The sequence below is a fragment of the Candidatus Pantoea bituminis genome (assembly GCF_018842675.1).
Lineage (GTDB): Bacteria > Pseudomonadota > Gammaproteobacteria > Enterobacterales > Enterobacteriaceae > Pantoea > Pantoea phytostimulans.
Genome location: NZ_JAGTWO010000004.1, coordinates 745,995 through 762,868 on the forward strand (window position 1 = coordinate 745,995; position 16,874 = coordinate 762,868).

16 protein-coding genes, 5 tRNA genes and 1 pseudogene are annotated in these 16,874 nt (G+C 48.4%); 20 read left to right on the forward strand and 2 right to left on the reverse strand.

Annotation, left to right across the window (positions count from 1 at the left end):
• Positions 1-87: 87 nt before the first annotated feature.
• The 15 genes and pseudogenes from tam (at position 88) to luxS (ending at position 10,973) form a co-directional block, all read left to right on the forward strand.
• Positions 88-864, forward strand: a complete 777-nt coding sequence (tam, locus tag KQP84_RS07270) for a trans-aconitate 2-methyltransferase (protein WP_215845774.1) — start codon at positions 88-90, stop codon at positions 862-864.
• Positions 865-966: 102 nt separating this feature from the next.
• Positions 967-1,461 (forward strand): nicotinamide-nucleotide amidase, encoded by a 495-nt coding sequence (gene pncC, locus KQP84_RS07275; protein ID WP_215845775.1) that lies wholly within the window; start codon positions 967-969, stop codon positions 1,459-1,461.
• Positions 1,462-1,556: 95 nt separating this feature from the next.
• Entirely contained in the window at positions 1,557-2,627 is a 1,071-nt protein-coding gene (gene recA / locus KQP84_RS07280; protein WP_215845776.1) for a recombinase RecA, read from the forward strand.
• A gap of 119 nt (positions 2,628-2,746) precedes the next feature.
• A complete protein-coding gene (locus KQP84_RS07285; protein ID WP_215845777.1) occupies positions 2,747-3,259 on the forward strand; it encodes a regulatory protein RecX in 513 nt (170 codons plus the stop codon).
• Positions 3,260-3,394: 135 nt separating this feature from the next.
• A pseudogene (alaS, locus tag KQP84_RS07290) lies at positions 3,395-6,020 on the forward strand (alanine--tRNA ligase).
• Between the two features lie 248 nt (positions 6,021-6,268).
• The gene (csrA, locus tag KQP84_RS07295; protein WP_008927091.1) at positions 6,269-6,454 is read left to right on the forward strand and encodes a carbon storage regulator CsrA; all 186 of its coding nucleotides are present in this window, start codon (positions 6,269-6,271) and stop codon (positions 6,452-6,454) included.
• Positions 6,455-6,737: 283 nt separating this feature from the next.
• A tRNA-Ser gene (locus tag KQP84_RS07300) sits at positions 6,738-6,830 on the forward strand.
• 8 nt (positions 6,831-6,838) lie between these two features.
• Positions 6,839-6,915: transfer RNA gene (locus tag KQP84_RS07305), tRNA-Arg, on the forward strand.
• Positions 6,916-6,995: 80 nt separating this feature from the next.
• Positions 6,996-7,072: transfer RNA gene (locus KQP84_RS07310), tRNA-Arg, on the forward strand.
• Positions 7,073-7,129: 57 nt separating this feature from the next.
• Positions 7,130-7,206: transfer RNA gene (locus KQP84_RS07315), tRNA-Arg, on the forward strand.
• A 59-nt stretch (positions 7,207-7,265) separates the two neighbouring features.
• Positions 7,266-7,342 (forward strand) — tRNA-Arg (locus KQP84_RS07320).
• 336 nt (positions 7,343-7,678) lie between these two features.
• Positions 7,679-8,245 carry a fructose-1-phosphate/6-phosphogluconate phosphatase gene (yqaB, locus tag KQP84_RS07325; RefSeq protein WP_215845778.1) on the forward strand — a complete coding sequence of 189 codons (567 nt, stop codon included), beginning with the start codon at positions 7,679-7,681 and terminating at the stop codon, positions 8,243-8,245.
• On the forward strand, positions 8,242-8,670 hold the full coding sequence (locus KQP84_RS07330) for a YqaA family protein (RefSeq protein WP_215845779.1): 429 nt from the start codon (positions 8,242-8,244) through the stop codon (positions 8,668-8,670). The genes yqaB and KQP84_RS07330 overlap by 4 nt, the downstream gene beginning before the upstream one ends.
• Before the next feature lie 31 nt (positions 8,671-8,701).
• Complete coding sequence (gshA, locus tag KQP84_RS07335; protein ID WP_215845780.1) at positions 8,702-10,306, forward strand: glutamate--cysteine ligase; 1,605 nt, start codon at positions 8,702-8,704, stop codon at positions 10,304-10,306.
• Between the two features lie 151 nt (positions 10,307-10,457).
• On the forward strand, positions 10,458-10,973 hold the full coding sequence (luxS, locus tag KQP84_RS07340) for an S-ribosylhomocysteine lyase (RefSeq protein ID WP_215845781.1): 516 nt from the start codon (positions 10,458-10,460) through the stop codon (positions 10,971-10,973).
• A gap of 55 nt (positions 10,974-11,028) precedes the next feature.
• Here the strand turns inward: luxS and KQP84_RS07345 are convergent, their stop codons facing one another.
• Positions 11,029-12,312: an HlyC/CorC family transporter gene (locus tag KQP84_RS07345; RefSeq protein ID WP_215845782.1), complete on the reverse strand. Its 1,284-nt coding sequence runs from the start codon at positions 12,310-12,312 to the stop codon at positions 11,029-11,031.
• Between the two features lie 16 nt (positions 12,313-12,328).
• On the reverse strand, positions 12,329-13,129 hold the full coding sequence (locus KQP84_RS07350; protein WP_215845783.1) for a cytochrome C assembly family protein: 801 nt from the start codon (positions 13,127-13,129) through the stop codon (positions 12,329-12,331).
• Between the two features lie 166 nt (positions 13,130-13,295).
• On the opposite strand from KQP84_RS07350, the gene ffh reads away from it, so the two are divergent.
• The 5 genes from ffh (at position 13,296) to rplS (ending at position 16,803) form a co-directional block, all read left to right on the forward strand.
• Positions 13,296-14,657 carry a signal recognition particle protein gene (gene ffh / locus KQP84_RS07355; RefSeq protein WP_215845784.1) on the forward strand — a complete coding sequence of 454 codons (1,362 nt, stop codon included), beginning with the start codon at positions 13,296-13,298 and terminating at the stop codon, positions 14,655-14,657.
• Positions 14,658-14,797: 140 nt separating this feature from the next.
• Positions 14,798-15,046, forward strand: coding sequence for a 30S ribosomal protein S16 (gene rpsP / locus KQP84_RS07360; RefSeq protein ID WP_007893313.1), 249 nt, complete (start codon positions 14,798-14,800; stop codon positions 15,044-15,046).
• Between the two features lie 18 nt (positions 15,047-15,064).
• Entirely contained in the window at positions 15,065-15,613 is a 549-nt protein-coding gene (gene rimM, locus KQP84_RS07365) for a ribosome maturation factor RimM (protein ID WP_215845785.1), read from the forward strand.
• A gap of 35 nt (positions 15,614-15,648) precedes the next feature.
• On the forward strand, positions 15,649-16,413 hold the full coding sequence (gene trmD / locus KQP84_RS07370; RefSeq protein ID WP_215845786.1) for a tRNA (guanosine(37)-N1)-methyltransferase TrmD: 765 nt from the start codon (positions 15,649-15,651) through the stop codon (positions 16,411-16,413).
• Positions 16,414-16,455: 42 nt separating this feature from the next.
• Positions 16,456-16,803, forward strand: a complete 348-nt coding sequence (gene rplS, locus KQP84_RS07375; protein WP_003849035.1) for a 50S ribosomal protein L19 — start codon at positions 16,456-16,458, stop codon at positions 16,801-16,803.
• Positions 16,804-16,874 lie beyond the last annotated feature (71 nt).

Below are 16,874 nucleotides of genomic sequence, written 5' to 3' on the forward strand. Positions count from 1 at the left end.
CAATGCAAAAATGGAGTATGTATCGCACTTTTCATTTTTTAAGCATCTCGTTTTTGCGCGCATCAGCTGATAAGAGAGAGGTGAGCCGTGCACGATTGGAACCCAGAGCTATATCGCAAGTTTGAAGTAGAAAGAACCCGTCCTGCCAGAGAGTTACTGGCACAAATCAACGCAGATGAGGTTTCACAGGTTACCGATTTAGGTTGCGGCCCCGGAAACAGCACTGAACTACTTGTCGATTCTTGGCCTTTGGCTTTGGTTACGGGCATCGATACTTCTGAGGCGATGCTCGCTCAAGCGCGTATACGTTTACCGCAATGTGAGTTTTTCAATGCTGATATTGAGACCTGGCAGCCTGATGTGCCGCAGAACGTTATCTATGCTAATGCATCACTGCAATGGTTAAGCGAACACTCAACCTTATTACCGCATTTGGTTAAACAGCTTGCCGCTGGTGGTACTTTGGCGATTCAGATGCCAGACAATCTTAATGAACCTTCGCATCAATTGATGCGAAAAGTTGCCGAAAAAGCGCCCTGGAATTCCTTAATGAGTGCGCACGCTGCAGAGCGTAAGCAGTTGCTTACCAGCGATGATTATTATGATTTGCTGACCAAGGCAGGATGTGAGGTCAACATTTGGCGCACTACTTATTATCACGTTATGTCGGATGCTCAAGCTATTATCACATGGCTACAAGCGACGGGATTGCGCCCCTTTCTGCAACCGCTTAATGAGACTCAGCGGGACGCGTTTCTTAAAGATTATCATGAGCAATTGAGCCGGGCTTATCCTAAGCGCGCTAATGGCCAAGTTTTGCTGGCCTTTCCACGACTTTTTATCGTAGCGATGAAAATACGTTAAACATTATGGGGAGCAGTGCGCAAATTGTTTATTCCTTGAGCCGCTGCGCTTGAAAAAAGGGCGCATTCCACCATTTTGCTAACAGCTAAACGGAGATAAGCGATGAATGATCAACAACTGCTAATACTGAGTACGCAAGTTGGGGAACGATTAAAGCAAATTGGAGCAACAGTAACCTGTGCGGAATCATGCACTGGCGGGTGGATTGCCAAAGTATTAACAGACATCAGCGGTAGTTCAGCGTGGTTTGAGCGTGGGTTTGTTACCTACAGTAATGATGCGAAACAGCAACTTGTTGGCGTTAAGGCAGATTCATTGGCGCAGCATGGGGCGGTAAGTGAAGCTGTAGTAACTGAAATGGCTTTGGGCGCGCAACGTGAAGCACAGGCGGAGTTTGCGGTTTCGGTTAGCGGTATTGCTGGCCCGGACGGCGGCAGTAATGAAAAACCGGTCGGTACTGTCTGGTTTGGTTTTGCGGCGCCGCAAGGAAAAGTGAAGGCTTTTTGTCAGCATTTCTCTGGCGATCGTGAAGCCGTAAGACGCCAATCAGTGGCTTGGGCGCTGCAAACGTTGTATAGCGAATTTCTGGTAAATTAAACTTGATACTGTATGACTATACAGTATAATTATCGGCAACAGAAAGAGAGCAGGCACCCAGAGTGCGTGTTTACCCGGCATGATTAGGAGTAGAAATGGCAATTGACGAAAACAAACAGAAGGCTTTAGCTGCCGCGCTGGGCCAGATTGAGAAGCAATTTGGTAAAGGCACTATCATGCGCCTGGGTGAAGACCGCTCAATGGACGTGGAAACCATCTCTACCGGTTCGCTTTCTCTGGATATCGCATTGGGCGCAGGCGGTTTACCGATGGGACGTATGGTGGAAATCTACGGACCAGAGTCATCAGGTAAAACGACGCTGACATTGCAGGTTATTGCCTCAGCACAGCGTAAAGGTAAAACCTGTGCCTTTATCGATGCAGAGCATGCACTGGATCCTGTTTACGCTAAAAAGCTTGGTGTCGATATTGATAACCTGCTGTGTTCTCAGCCAGATACAGGTGAGCAAGCGTTAGAGATCTGTGATGCGTTAGCACGTTCAGGTGCTGTTGACGTTATCATTGTTGACTCCGTTGCTGCACTGACACCAAAAGCGGAAATCGAAGGTGAAATCGGTGACTCACATATGGGCCTTGCAGCACGTATGATGAGCCAGGCGATGCGTAAGCTTGCTGGTAACCTTAAGCAGTCCAACACTCTGCTGATTTTCATCAACCAGATCCGTATGAAAATTGGTGTGATGTTCGGTAACCCGGAAACCACTACCGGTGGTAACGCACTGAAATTTTATGCTTCTGTTCGTCTGGACATCCGCCGTATTGGTGCGATTAAAGATGGCGACAACGTCGTCGGTAGTGAGACGCGCGTTAAAGTGGTTAAAAACAAAATCGCTGCGCCATTTAAACAGGCCGAATTCCAGATCATGTATGGCGAAGGCATTAACATCTTTGGCGAACTGGTCGATTTGGGCGTGAAGCATAAGCTGATTGAAAAAGCGGGTGCGTGGTACAGCTATAACGGCGATAAGATTGGTCAAGGTAAAGCGAATGCGGGTAACTTCTTGAAAGAGAATCCAGCAATCGCAAACGAAATCGATCAGAAACTGCGTGATATGCTGCTTAATAATAGCGGTGAATCTGCGCCAGCAACTGAGTCTGTTGATGACGCTGAAAACGTTGCGAGCGAAGCTAACGAAGATTTCTAATGCGTTTACGGGAGTGAAGAAATTCACTCCCGTTTGTTTTTCCTGCCCTTCTTTTCTTTATCTTCCATCTGCTTTGCTCTGCCGCCATAATTTCACTCCGTTTGTATAAGGTGAGCAGTATGTCTGAACAACCTCAACCACAAATCATCTCTTTTCCTCGTCTCCTCGATCGTGCGATGCGCGTACTTGGCATGCGCGATCACAGCCGTGAAGAGCTAAAACGCAAGCTGCAGCAGTCAGTACAGCGAACAGCCTATATGCAGCAAAAAGCGCCCGAAACCATCACTGAAGAGCAAATGGAGAAGGTGCTGGATTGGTGTCAAGAGAATGGCTGGCTAAATGATGAGCGCTTTACTGAGCGCTTTATCCAAAGTCGCAGTCGCAAAGGTTATGGCCCGCAACGCATACGCATGGAGTTGACGCAAAAAGGAATCGATCGTGATGCCATTGATATAGCAATGGAGGAAACAAATATCGATTGGGCTGAGTGTGCTGCGCAACTGGCTGAGCGTAAATTTGGCCTCCCCTTACCGAAAGAATGGAAAGAGAAGGCGAAAGTTCAGCGCTTTCTACAGTCGAAAGGCTTTTTATCAGAAGATATTCAATCCATTTTTAGAAATATTGATGGCTAAAAGCCGATGTAATTTTACTTCCCACTGAAGAAAATTTATCTTATTCCCACTTTTTTGTTCCTCTGAACATGTAAGCCGTACGGTTACGGCTTGCCTGAAGAGGCGGAACGTTCGTTAGCGTGATTCAGGATATTTATGAGCAAGAGCACTGCTGAGATCCGTCAAGCGTTTCTCGACTTTTTTAATAGCAAGGGACATCAGGTTGTAGACAGCAGCTCCCTCGTACCGAATAACGACCCAACGTTGCTGTTCACGAACGCTGGGATGAACCAGTTTAAAGATGTTTTCCTCGGTCAGGATAAACGTGATTACTCACGTGCAACGACGTCGCAGCGCTGCGTGCGTGCGGGTGGTAAACATAATGACCTTGAAAACGTGGGCTACACTGCGCGCCATCACACCTTCTTTGAGATGCTGGGTAACTTTAGTTTTGGTGACTATTTCAAAAAAGAAGCGATTGCGTTTGCCTGGGAACTGTTAACGAGCGAGCAGTGGTTCAAACTGCCGAAAGAGCGTTTATGGGTAACCATTTATGAGACCGATGATGAGGCTTACAGTATTTGGGCCAATGATATCGGCGTTCCTCATGAGCGTATAATCCGTATTGGCGATAATAAAGGTAGCGCTTACGCATCAGATAACTTCTGGCAAATGGGTGATACCGGTCCTTGCGGCCCATGCAGCGAGATTTTTTATGATCACGGTGATCATATCTGGGGCGGGCCGCCAGGAAGTGCCGAAGAAGATGGCGATCGCTACATTGAAATCTGGAACATCGTCTTTATGCAATTCAATCGGCAGGCTGACGGCACCATGTTGCCGCTGCCGAAACCCTCCGTTGATACGGGTATGGGACTGGAGCGCATCTCGGCGGTTCTTCAGCATGTTAATTCCAACTATGAAATCGATCTGTTCCAGAAATTGATTCAAGCAGTAGCAAAAGTCACCGGCGCAACCGATCTTAATAATAAATCTTTGCGTGTAATTGCTGACCATATCCGTTCTTGTGCTTTCCTGATCGCCGATGGCGTCATCCCGTCTAATGAAAACCGTGGCTATGTATTGCGCCGTATCATTCGTCGTGCCGTACGTCATGGAAACATGCTGGGTGCCAAAGATGCATTCTTCTACCAGCTTGTCGCACCATTGATTGAAGTGATGGGCACGGCGGGGAAGAGCTGGCTCGTCAGCAGACACAGGTTGAAAACATTCTTAAAAGCGAAGAAGAGCAGTTTGCTAAGACGCTTGAGCGTGGATTAACGCTGTTGGATGAAGAGTTGGCAAAACTGCAAGGTGATACGCTTGATGGTGAAACAGTTTTCCGCCTGTATGACACCTTTGGCTTTCCGGCTGATCTTACCGCTGACGTCTGCCGTGAACGCAATCTAAAAATTGATGAAGCCGGCTTCGAAAAGGCGATGGAACAGCAGCGCCAACGCGCTCGTGAAGCGAGCGGGTTTGGCTCGGATTACAGTAATGTGATTCGTATTGACGCTGCGTCCTCTTTTAAGGGTTACGACCATCTCGACTTAGCCGCGACTGTCAAAGCGCTTTATGTCGCTGGCGAAGCGGTTGAAGAAGTTAGCGCTGGGCAAGATGCCGTTGTGGTTTTGGACGAAACACCTTTCTATGGTGAGTCTGGCGGCCAGGTAGGTGATACCGGAAAGCTGACAGGGAATAATGCTGAATTTAATGTTCACGATACACAAAAGTATGGTCAGGCTATTGGTCATATCGGTAAGCTGGCTTCAGGTCAGTTACGCGTAGGCGATCGTCTTCATGCCGAAGTGGATGCAGCGCGCCGTGCGCGAATTCGTCTGAATCACTCCGCGACGCACCTGTTACATGCAGCACTACGTCAGGTATTGGGCGACCATGTTGCTCAGAAAGGTTCGCTGGTAAATGACAAATATCTTCGTTTCGATTTTTCACATTTTGAAGCGATGAAACCGGATGAAATTCGTCAGGTAGAAGATATCGTAAACACCCAGATTCGACGTAACCTGCCAGTCGAAACTGAAGTCATGGATCTTGATGCTGCGAAAACTAAAGGCGCAATGGCGCTTTTTGGTGAGAAGTATGACCAGCGCGTTCGTGTACTGACGATGGGTGATTTCTCTGTTGAGCTTTGTGGTGGCACGCACGCAGCACGCACCGGAGATATCGGCCTGTTCCGTATTCAGGCTGAATCCGGAACAGCTGCAGGTATTCGTCGTATTGAGGCGATAACGGGCGAGGGCGCATTGGCTCAGGTCAATGCTCAAAGTACCCAGTTGCACGACATTGCACAGCTGGTAAAAGCGAATAGCAGCAACCTGAATGAAAAAGTCCGCGGTTTGGTTGATCATGTCCGCGCACTGGAAAAAGAGTTGCAGCAATTACGCGATCAGCAGGCGGCTCAGGAAAGTGCTTCACTGAGCAGCAATGCGATAAGCGTTAAAGGGACGAAGCTATTAGTAAGTGAACTCAGCAACGTAGAGCCAAAAATGCTGCGCACAATGGTTGATGACCTGAAGAATCAACTGGGGTCAGCGGTGATTGTGTTGGCTACAGTAGTCGAAGGGAAAGTATCTCTTATTGCCGGTGTTACCAAAGACTTAACCGATCGTGTAAAGGCTGGCGAACTTGTCGCAGAGTTAGCGCAGCAGGTAGGTGGTAAAGGTGGCGGTCGACCCGATATGGCGCAAGCTGGGGTACTGATGCCGCAGCACTGAATGGTGCGTTGGCAGGCGTTGAAGCATGGGTTTCCAGCCGTTTGTAATGAAATAAAACAATGCATCGCAGCAAGCGTCAGAACGGTTGTTCCGGCGCTTTTTCATGCGATGTACAGTAGGTAATGACAAAGTCAGGTTGATGTAGTGTATTTCGGCTAAACTAACTATCAGCAGAATGTATTGGCGCATCGATCTACATTGGTGTAATTGTCATAGTCTATGTTCAGCGTTTAATGATGGATAATGCCGGGAGTCCGAACAGGCCCGACTCTTTTAATCTTTCAAGGAGCAAAGAATGCTTATTCTAACTCGTCGAGTTGGTGAAACCCTCATGATTGGTGATGAGGTGACCGTAACGGTGCTGGGTGTTAAAGGTAACCAGGTTCGTATCGGTGTTAATGCACCGAAAGAAGTGTCTGTGCATCGCGAAGAGATCTATCAGCGTATCCAGGCCGAAAAAACTCAGCAAACGAGCGTTTAACGGATTCAGCGTCTCGCATTTTGCGAGGCGCTACCGATTTCACCCCAATCCCTACCTTTTTCTTTATCCCAATATTCCCCTCTTTTTTAACTTCAGCATGCTTTCTTTGTTGATTATTCACTCTTTTTGCCGTCATTTTGCGCCAATTGCCTGTCATTTGTTCAATCAAACAAGCAGTGGGAAAAATTTGTTTGACTTATAAGTCCCAGGAAGTAATATGTGCGCCACGCAGTGCCGATGAGCAGTTGTAAAGTTCAGAAGCACAGTTCGGAAGAACGCGTTTGGTGAGGTGGCCGAGAGGCTGAAGGCGCTCCCCTGCTAAGGGAGTATGCGGTCAAAAGCTGCATCGAGGGTTCGAATCCCTCCCTCACCGCCATTTCCGATGCATCCATAGCTCAGCTGGATAGAGTACTCGGCTACGAACCGAGCGGTCGGAGGTTCGAATCCTCCTGGATGCACCATCGGAAATTTTAAAAGTGAATTAGCAGTTCCTTTCTTGGTGAGTAGTTAGCACCCTGCGTTGTACAAGAATTTAGTAAATGCATCCATAGCTCAGCTGGATAGAGTACTCGGCTACGAACCGAGCGGTCGGAGGTTCGAATCCTCCTGGATGCACCATTCTTCGTAACATTCCCAGGTTGATTTCTGAAAGTCCAATAAAAACGAATTACCCATGCATCCATAGCTCAGCTGGATAGAGTACTCGGCTACGAACCGAGCGGTCGGAGGTTCGAATCCTCCTGGATGCACCATTCGCTTTTTCGTTATACCCAATAATTATCTCCTTTCTGTTATACCTATTTTTACCTATGCATCCGTAGCTCAGCTGGATAGAGTACTCGGCTACGAACCGAGCGGTCGGAGGTTCGAATCCTCCCGGATGCACCATATTCTTAATCTCTACCTCCATAACACGCTGCCACACCCGTCAACACAGCTTAAAGCAAAAATCACTGCCTTAACCCTTCTGCATTTCAGTAAAACCAACAGCGTTGAGTTATTCCATAACGCACCCAAAATATTTCCCATGATGTTATACCCTCCTCAAATTGTTAAAAAATCTACAGTGATTCCACACGGTTATACGCCGTCCAGCCGGATCACCTTTTTCTGAAAAGAAAAATACCTAATGCTTTCAAAGCATTTGCTGTTCATCCCACCTGGCGACAACCTGCACACATTAAGCTAAAGTAATGGCTCATTTATTGAATGTCCGGAGTGACAATGTACGATCAATATGACGCCCTGATTTTCGATATGGACGGCACCATTCTTGACACCGAGCCGACACATCGAAAAGCGTGGCATCAGGTACTGGCGCGCTACGGATTGACGCTGGATGAAGCACGCATGGTGAGTTTCAATGGTGCGCCGACCTGGCAACTGGCGCAGTTTATTATTGAAACAAATCAGTCAACTCATGATCCTCTTCTTCTCGCTGCTGAAAAAACAGCTGCCGTAAAAGCCATGCTGTTGGAAAACGTGCATCCACTTCCTTTAATGGACGTCGTCAAGGCTTATTATGGCCGTCGTCCCATGGCAGTTGGAACGGGCAGTGAGCACAGCATGGCAGAGGCTTTGCTAAACCAACTGGGTGTACGCGAGTTGTTTACAGCAGTGGTTGGTGCAGATGACGTGCAGCGCCACAAACCAGAACCGGATACTTTTTTACGATGCGCAGAACTCATGGGCGTAGCGCCGGAACGTTGTATTGTTTTCGAAGACGCTGATTTTGGCGTGCAGGCAGCGAAAGCTGCAGGTATGGACGTGGTAGATGTTCGCTTACTGTGAGTGAAATCCTTGTTTACGCCTCTTTGTTTGGCAGCAGTTTTTTAAGCGCGACGCTTTTACCGGGAAGCTCTGAAGCACTGCTGATTGCTTTACTGATTGCTAAAAAAGCATCAGTTTATGGGTTGATTGTGGCCGCATCGTTGGGAAACACCTTGGGCGGCTTAACCAACATTCTTCTTGGTCGCTTACTGCCGCTAAAACGTCAGGGGCGATGGCATGACACAGCAATGACGTGGTTACACCGATTAGGGCCTGCAGCACTGCTATTCAGTTGGTTGCCGGTGGTAGGTGATCTGCTCTGCGTTCTCGCAGGCTGGTTACGTTTCGCCTGGCTCCCGGCAATGCTGTTTCTCGCCGTCGGTAAAACGCTGCGTTATATCGTTATCGCGACCGCCACATTACAGGGCATGCAATGGTGGCATTGATTCGCACAGATTCGAGGCTACGGTTAACATTATGCTGAACAAAAATAAATTATTCTCACAGCGGGAGGTTAATGTGATCCCGGACGTATCTAAAGCGCTGTCCTGGCTGGAAGCGCACCCTAATGCTTTAAAAGGCATTGGACGTGGTATCGAACGTGAAACATTACGATCAATGCCAAATGGTCATCTTGCTGAGAGCGGTCACCCGGAATCTCTGGGGTCTGCGCTTAAGCATGACTGGATTACCACCGATTTCGCAGAAACTCTGCTCGAATTTATCACGCCGGTTGATCACAGCATCGACCACATGTTGGCTTTTCTACGCGATATTCACCGCCATGTTGCGCGTGAGTTGGGCGAGGAGCGCATGTGGCCGTTCAGTATGCCTTGCGTGATTGAAGATGCAGATAAAATTGAGCTGGCGCAATACGGTAATTCCAACATTGGCCGGATGAAAACGCTCTACCGTGAAGGGCTGAAAAATCGCTACGGCGCGCTGATGCAAACCATCTCCGGCATTCATTACAACTTTTCACTGCCGCTGTCTTTCTGGCAGGAATGGGCCGATGTGAAGGATGTGGAAAGCGGTAAAGAAACCATTTCTGCTGGTTATCTGCGCCTGATTCGAAATTACTATCGCTTCGGATGGGTGATTCCTTACCTGTTTGGTGCATCACCCGCTGTCAGCTCCAGCTTTTTACAAGGGCGTGAAAGCGCGCTGCCATTTGAAACCAATGATGAAGGTATGTTGTGGCTGCCCTATGCAACGTCGCTTCGTCTGAGCGATCTTGGGTATACCAACAAATCTCAAAGTTCGTTGGGTATCACGTTCAATTCTTTGGACGGTTATGTTTCGGCACTCAAGAAGGCGATTAAAACGCCATCAGAAGAGTTTGCAGAGATGGGCACCAAAGATGCAGAGGGTAACTGGCTTCAGCTTAATACCAATGTCCTGCAAATTGAGAACGAGCTCTATGCACCTATTCGTCCTAAGCGTGTTACGCGCTCTGGCGAAGCGCCATCTGATGCGCTGCTGCGTGGCGGCATTGAATACATTGAAGTCCGTTCACTTGATATCAATCCCTTCTCTGCAATTGGCGTCGATGAAAATCAGGTACGCTTCCTTGATCTGTTCCTGATTTGGTGCACGCTGGCAGATGCGCCTGAAATGAGCGCTGAAGAGCTGCAGTGCACTCGTCAAAACTGGAATCGTGTTGTATTGGAAGGGCGTAAGCCGGGCCAAAAAATTGCGGTAGGATGTGGTGAAGCGGAGCATTCGCTGCAAGAAGTGGGCAAAACATTGTTTGCAGATCTGCGTCGTGTCGCTGAGGTGTTAGACAGCAATCAGGGCAGCACGCAATATCAACAAGTTTGCGATCAACTGGTGGCATCGTTTGATGATCCTGAGCTAACCTATTCAGCGCGCATCCTTCACGCGATGAAGGATAATGGTTTGACCGGAACCGGTATAGCATTGGCAGAACAATATCGTCATTTGCTGTGTGAAGAATCTTTGGAAGTGTTAAGCGAAGAAGACTTCACGCGTCAGGCGCAAGAGTCTGTGTCTAAACAGCAGCAGCTTGAAGCGAATGATACGTTGGATCTGGAAACGTATCTGGCGAGCCGGGAAGGGTAGAAAAAGAAAAAGGCCACATCAATGTGGCCAAATTAACATCTCTGTTGTCAGGGATGATGATAACAAATGCGCGTCTTTCATATATTCAGACGTTGGGCGAACAGAAAAGTTTCATTGTTTTAAAAAAATTCTCAGAACAGGAGGCGACGTAATGCCATTACTGGATAGTTTTACTGTTGATCACACCATCATGGCTGCGCCTGCAGTGCGTGTAGCGAAAACCATGAAGACGCCAAACGGCGATACAATTACTGTTTTCGACCTGCGTTTCTGCCGACCTAACATTGAGATCCTGACTGAGCGCGGTATTCATACGCTTGAGCATCTTTTTGCAGGATTCATGCGCGATCACCTGAATGGTGACGGTGTCGAAATCGTTGATATCTCACCGATGGGTTGCCGTACTGGTTTCTATATGAGTCTGATCGGGACGCCAGATGAGCAACGCGTAGCGAAAGCGTGGAAAGAGGCGATGGAAGATGTTCTGAAGGTAAAAGATCAGAATCAGATCCCTGAACTCAACGAATATCAGTGTGGTAGCTACAAACTGCATTCATTAGATGAAGCGCAGCAAATTGCCCGCAACGTTCTGGCACATGATATCGGCGTTAATCACAACGAAGATCTGAAACTACCAAAAGAGAAATTGCAGGAACTGCACATCTAGTTTTGCGATTACCTGCCAAAAAACGCCGCATTTAGCGGCGTTTTTTATAGGCAATTTAGGAGCCGACGGAAGATTTCAATGGCGTCTTTGGTGTGATTTTGACCTGCTTCACCATATTGTCCTGCACATCCAGAATATCAATGTCGTAGTGACCAATTTGAATGCGCGTCTTCATTTGTGGAATCTCTTCCAGCGCCTCAAGCAACATCCCATTAATGGTACGTGCTTCTTCTTCAGGTAGGTTCCAGTTAAAGGCTTTGTTGATTTCGCGCACATTGGCGCTTCCTTCAATCAAGACTGAACCATCGTTTTGTGGCATCACTTCTTCTGCAAGTGAAGGTGACATAGAGGTAGTGAAATCGCCAACGATCTCTTCAAGAATATCTTCGATAGTCACCAAACCTTTGATGTCACCATATTCATCAACCACCAAACCGGCTTTCTTCTTGTTGCGCTGAAATTTAACCAGCTGCACATTCAATGGTGTGCCTTCCGGTACATAATAGATTTCATCAGCAGCGCGTAGCAGCGTCTCTTTGTTGAACTCTTTTTCTGTCATCATGCGCCAGGCTTCGCGTACACGCAGCATGCCTACACAATCATCGAGCGAATCACGAAACAATACGATGCGTCCGTGTGGCGAATGGCTGAGCTGGCGGGCCACGGATTTCCAGTCATCGTTGATATTAATGCCAACAATCTCATTACGCGGCACCATGATGTCGTCAACGCTGACTTTTTCCAAATCAAGCACCGAAAGAAGCATGTCCTGGTTACGGCGTGATATCAAATTACGTGACTCATAAACGATAGTGCGTAGCTCTTCTTTGCTTAGTGCGGAGTTGATAGAACCATCGGTTTTCATCCCCACCATACGCATCAAAATACGCGTTATGGTGTTTAACAGCCAGACCAAGGGCAGCATGACATATTGCAATGGCCCAAGCAGTACGCTGCTAGGATAGGCCACTTTTTCTGGATAAAGTGCGGCGATGGTTTTAGGGAGGACTTCGGAAAATACCAAAACGACAAACGTGAGCACACCGGTAGCGATAGCGACACCGGCATCGCCATACAGGCGCATTCCAACTATGGTCGCTAAGGCCGACGCGAGGATATTAACCAGGTTATTGCCAATCAGCACCAGGCTAATCAGGCGATCGGGGCGTCGCAGTAACTTTTCAACGCGACGCGCTCCGCGATGCCCGCTTTTAGCTTGATGACGCAGCTTGTAGCGGTTAAGCGTCATCATGCCAGTTTCTGAACCTGAAAAATAAGCCGAAACCAGTACCATAATGATTAGCGTTACGATCAGCGTGGTGGTCGAAACATGTTCCAACGCAGGACTTCCTTAATTAATGTGAGGCGGAAGTGAGTAGGTGCTGTAAAACACGGCTGCCGAAATAAGCCATGGTTAACAGCAACGCGCCGCCGCAGTTGAACCAGACTACGCGACGACCGCGCCAACCCTCATGATAGTGTCCCCAAAGCAGAACGATATAGACGAACCATGCAATGATGGAAAGTACTGCTTTATCAACATTCTCGGCACTGAACAGGTTATGCATATAAAACAAACCGGTACAAAGCACCAGTGTCAGCAGCACAACGCCCACTTGGGTAATATGAAACATCTTGCGCTCAATGGTAAGCAGCGGCGGCATATCTTGGGTAAACGCCAATTTTTTATTTTTTAACTGATAGTCAATCCAAGCCAGCTGCAGCGCGTAGAGGGCCGCGATAATGAGTGTGGCGTAGGCAAACAGCGACAGGCCGATGTGAATCATCATGCCCGGCGTGGTTTCAAGATGAGTAATGAACGCGTTGGGAACGAAGGTAGCAAAAGCCAGGTTGATCAGCGCAAAACTGTAAACAATCGGTAACAACAGCCAGCCACGATTGCGTGAGGCGACAATCGTCATGATGGCGCAGATCAGTAAGCTGACTAGCGATCCAATGTTCAACAGGCTTAAGTTTTGTCCGCCATCGACGGCAAAAATGCGTTGCTGCAGAGCCACCGCGTGGGTAATCAGCGCCACACAGGCAGAAAGCACCGCCATCCGCCGCCAGCCACCGTTACGTTTTAACAAGCTGGGAATGATCAGTGCAAGGCTTAGGGAGTAGGCGAACAGCGCCACAATCGAGAAAACGGACATAGATCCTTTCGGGTATCAGTCAGATATAAGGAAAAAAGCAGTATAGCGCCAGCAGCAGTATGCTCCAAACGATCTGAGGGTCAATTGCAGAGATCGCTGATGCTTCGTGTTATAATCCGCCGCATTCTGCCGATCAGGCGCCTCGCGATTTTTTAAGTGAGAGAAAATGTTTGATAATTTAACCGATCGTTTATCGCAAAGCCTGCGTAATATCAGTGGCCGCGGAAGGCTGACCGAAGACAACATTAAAGACACGCTGCGTGAAGTTCGCATGGCGTTGCTCGAAGCTGACGTTGCACTGCCAGTTGTACGTGACTTTATCAGTCGCGTAAAAGAGAGTGCAGTAGGCCATGACGTCAATAAAAGCCTGACGCCAGGCCAAGAGTTCATCAAAATCGTCCGCAACGAACTGGTTGCAGCAATGGGGGCAGAGAATAATGCGCTTGATTTAGCTGCGCAGCCACCTGCTGTTGTGCTGATGGCCGGTTTACAAGGTGCGGGTAAAACGACCAGCGTCGGGAAACTGGGTAAGTTCCTGCGTGAAAAGCATAAAAAGAAAGTCCTGGTTGTTTCTGCTGACGTTTATCGTCCTGCAGCGATTAAACAGCTTGAGACTTTGGCTCAACAGGTTGGGGTTGATTTCTGCCCATCCGACGTGAGTCAGAAACCCGTCGACATTGTTAACAATGCGTTGAAAGAAGCCAAACTGAAGTTTTACGACGTGTTGCTGGTGGATACTGCCGGTCGTTTGCACGTTGATGAAGCGATGATGGACGAAATCAAACAGGTTCATGCCGCGATTAATCCGGTTGAAACACTGTTTGTGGTTGATGCCATGACCGGCCAGGATGCGGCTAACACGGCTAAAGCATTTAACGAAGCATTGCCGCTGACAGGCGTTATTCTGACCAAAGTGGATGGTGATGCTCGCGGCGGTGCTGCGCTGTCAATTCGTCATATTACCGGCAAACCGATTAAGTTCATGGGTGTCGGTGAGAAGACCGAGGCACTGGAGCCTTTTTATCCAGAACGTATCGCATCACGTATTCTCGGCATGGGCGACGTGCTGTCGCTGATTGAAGATATCGAGAGTAAAGTTGACCGCGAGCAAGCTGAAAAGCTGGCGAAAAAATTAAAAACCGGTGACGGTTTCGATTTAAACGATTTTCTTGAGCAGTTGAAGCAGATGCGCAACATGGGCGGCATGGCTAGTCTGATGGGCAAACTGCCAGGCATGGGCCAACTGCCAGATAACGTTAAATCGCAAATGGACGACAAAGTGCTGGTGCGCATGGAAGCCATCATTAATTCAATGACGCGCAAAGAGCGCGAAAAGCCGGAACTCATTAAAGGGTCGCGTAAACGTCGTATTGCGACCGGTTCAGGCATGCAGGTGCAGGACGTTAACCGCTTACTTAAGCAGTTTGATGATATGCAGCGCATGATGAAGAAAATGAAGAAAGGTGGCATGGCAAAAATGATGCGCGGTATGAAAGGCATGATGCCGCCAGGTTTCCCGGGACGTTAATCGTTCCACAAAAAAGCCCGAAAGAAACGCTATTAGGTTGCTTTTTTCGCCAAAATGAGTAAAATTTTCGGGCTTTTTATACAGCACCCGGACTCCATTCCCCGATGGAGCCGGGTGTTTTATTAACTGAAGAGGATGTTATGGTAACAATTCGTTTGGCACGTCACGGCGCTAAAAAGCGTCCGTTCTATCAGGTCGTCGTTACTGACAGCCGTAATGCACGCAACGGTCGCTTCATCGAGCGCGTAGGTTTCTTCAACCCGATCGCTTCTGGTCAGGCTGAAGGTCTGCGTCTGGACCTGGATCGCATCGAGCACTGGGTTGGCCAGGGCGCTACGCTTTCTGATCGCGTTAACGCGCTGATCAAAGAAGCAAAGAAAGCAGCTTAATCTGTCACGGTGGTGAGCATGAGCAAACAACTTGCCGCACAGCCTCCCGTTAATCCCATTGTTTTGGGTAAAATGGGGGCCGCATACGGCATCCGCGGTTGGCTCAAAGTGTTTTCCTCCACTGAAGACGCTGAAAGCATCTTCGACTACCAACCTTGGTTTATCCAGCGTGCCGGTAAATGGCATCAGGTTGAGCTAGAGGGTTGGAAGCACCACAATCAGGACCTGATTATCAAAGTCAAAGGCTTCGATGATCGGGATGCGGCGGCTCAATTAACCAATTGCGAAATCAAGGTTGATTCGACGCAGTTGCCAGCGCTGGATAACGGTGACTATTACTGGAAAGACCTTATGGGTTGCCAGGTTGTTAACCTTGAAGGCTACGAGTTGGGCAAAGTCATTGATTTGATGGAAACCGGCTCGAACGACGTACTCGTTGTTAAGGCAAACCTGAAAGATGCGTTCGGTGCTCAGGAGCGGTTGATTCCGTTTCTTGATGAACAGGTTATCAAGAAAGTCGATCTCACTACTGGCCTCATCGAAGTAGATTGGGATCCTGGTTTTTGATCTCCGAATCACAGGGTAACGTAACGGCGAATACAATGTGGATTGGTGTTATTAGCCTGTTTCCAGAAATGTTTCGCGCTATTACCGATTACGGGGTAACTGGCCGGGCAGTAAAAAATGGCCTGCTTAGTATTCAAAGCTGGAGTCCGCGTGACTTCGCGCTTGACCGGCACCGCACCGTGGATGATCGTCCTTATGGCGGCGGACCGGGAATGTTAATGATGGTACAACCTTTACGGGATGCCATCTCCGCAGCGAAAGCAGCGGCGGGAGACGGGGCTAAGGTGATATATCTTTCACCTCAGGGGCGCAAACTCGACCAACAGGGCGTTTGTGAGTTAGCGACGCAGAACAAGTTAATTCTGGTCTGTGGTCGTTATGAAGGGATTGATGAGCGCGTAATCCAAACCGAAATTGATGAAGAATGGTCAATCGGCGATTACGTACTCAGTGGCGGAGAATTACCAGCCATGACGTTGATTGACTCAGTTGCCCGGTTTATTCCTGGTGTGCTGGGTAAGCAAGCGTCAGCCGATGAGGATTCGTTCTCGGATGGTTTGCTGGATTGTCCACACTACACCCGACCTGAAGTGTTAGAAGGCAAGGATGTTCCGGCAGTTTTACTGTCAGGCAACCATGCCGATATTCGCCGTTGGCGCCTCAAACAGTCGCTAGGCCGTACCTGGCTAAGAAGACCTGAACTTCTGGAAAACCTGGCTCTGACTGAAGAGCAAGCAAGGTTGCTAAAGGAATTCAAACGTGAATTTCAGCAGCAGCAAAACGATGATGTGGAAGAGTGATCTTCCCCGACTATCAGTTTACCCAGGATAAGAGATTTAATTATGAGCAACATTATTAAGCAAATTGAACAAGAGCAGATGAAACAGGACGTACCTTCTTTCCGTCCGGGTGATTCCGTGGAAGTGAAAGTATGGGTCGTTGAAGGTTCTAAGAAACGTCTGCAGGCATTCGAGGGCGTGGTTATCGCTATTCGTAACCGCGGTCTGCACTCTGCATTCACTGTTCGCAAAATTTCTAACGGCGAAGGCGTTGAGCGTGTTTTCCAAACTCACTCACCAGTAATTGACAGCATCGCTGTTAAACGTCGTGGCGCTGTGCGTAAAGCCAAACTGTACTACCTGCGTGAGCGTACTGGTAAGTCTGCTCGTATCAAAGAGCGTCTTAACTAAGGTATCGCTAGCGCGACATCTAAAAGTTAATAGCAAACAAGGGGTTGGCGAAATGCCAGCCCCTTTTTTAT

Coding starts and splice junctions, on each gene's coding strand:
- pncC (WP_215845775.1), top strand. CDS start 967: ATGAATGATCAACAACTGCTAATACTGAGTACGCAAGTTGGGGAACGA.
- recA (WP_215845776.1), top strand. CDS start 1,557: ATGGCAATTGACGAAAACAAACAGAAGGCTTTAGCTGCCGCGCTGGGC.
- KQP84_RS07285 (WP_215845777.1), top strand. CDS start 2,747: ATGTCTGAACAACCTCAACCACAAATCATCTCTTTTCCTCGTCTCCTC.
- csrA (WP_008927091.1), top strand. CDS start 6,269: ATGCTTATTCTAACTCGTCGAGTTGGTGAAACCCTCATGATTGGTGAT.
- yqaB (WP_215845778.1), top strand. CDS start 7,679: ATGTACGATCAATATGACGCCCTGATTTTCGATATGGACGGCACCATT.
- gshA (WP_215845780.1), top strand. CDS start 8,702: ATGCTGAACAAAAATAAATTATTCTCACAGCGGGAGGTTAATGTGATC.
- luxS (WP_215845781.1), top strand. CDS start 10,458: ATGCCATTACTGGATAGTTTTACTGTTGATCACACCATCATGGCTGCG.
- KQP84_RS07350 (WP_215845783.1), bottom strand. CDS start 13,129: ATGTCCGTTTTCTCGATTGTGGCGCTGTTCGCCTACTCCCTAAGCCTT.
- ffh (WP_215845784.1), top strand. CDS start 13,296: ATGTTTGATAATTTAACCGATCGTTTATCGCAAAGCCTGCGTAATATC.
- rpsP (WP_007893313.1), top strand. CDS start 14,798: ATGGTAACAATTCGTTTGGCACGTCACGGCGCTAAAAAGCGTCCGTTC.
- rimM (WP_215845785.1), top strand. CDS start 15,065: ATGAGCAAACAACTTGCCGCACAGCCTCCCGTTAATCCCATTGTTTTG.
- trmD (WP_215845786.1), top strand. CDS start 15,649: ATGTGGATTGGTGTTATTAGCCTGTTTCCAGAAATGTTTCGCGCTATT.
- rplS (WP_003849035.1), top strand. CDS start 16,456: ATGAGCAACATTATTAAGCAAATTGAACAAGAGCAGATGAAACAGGAC.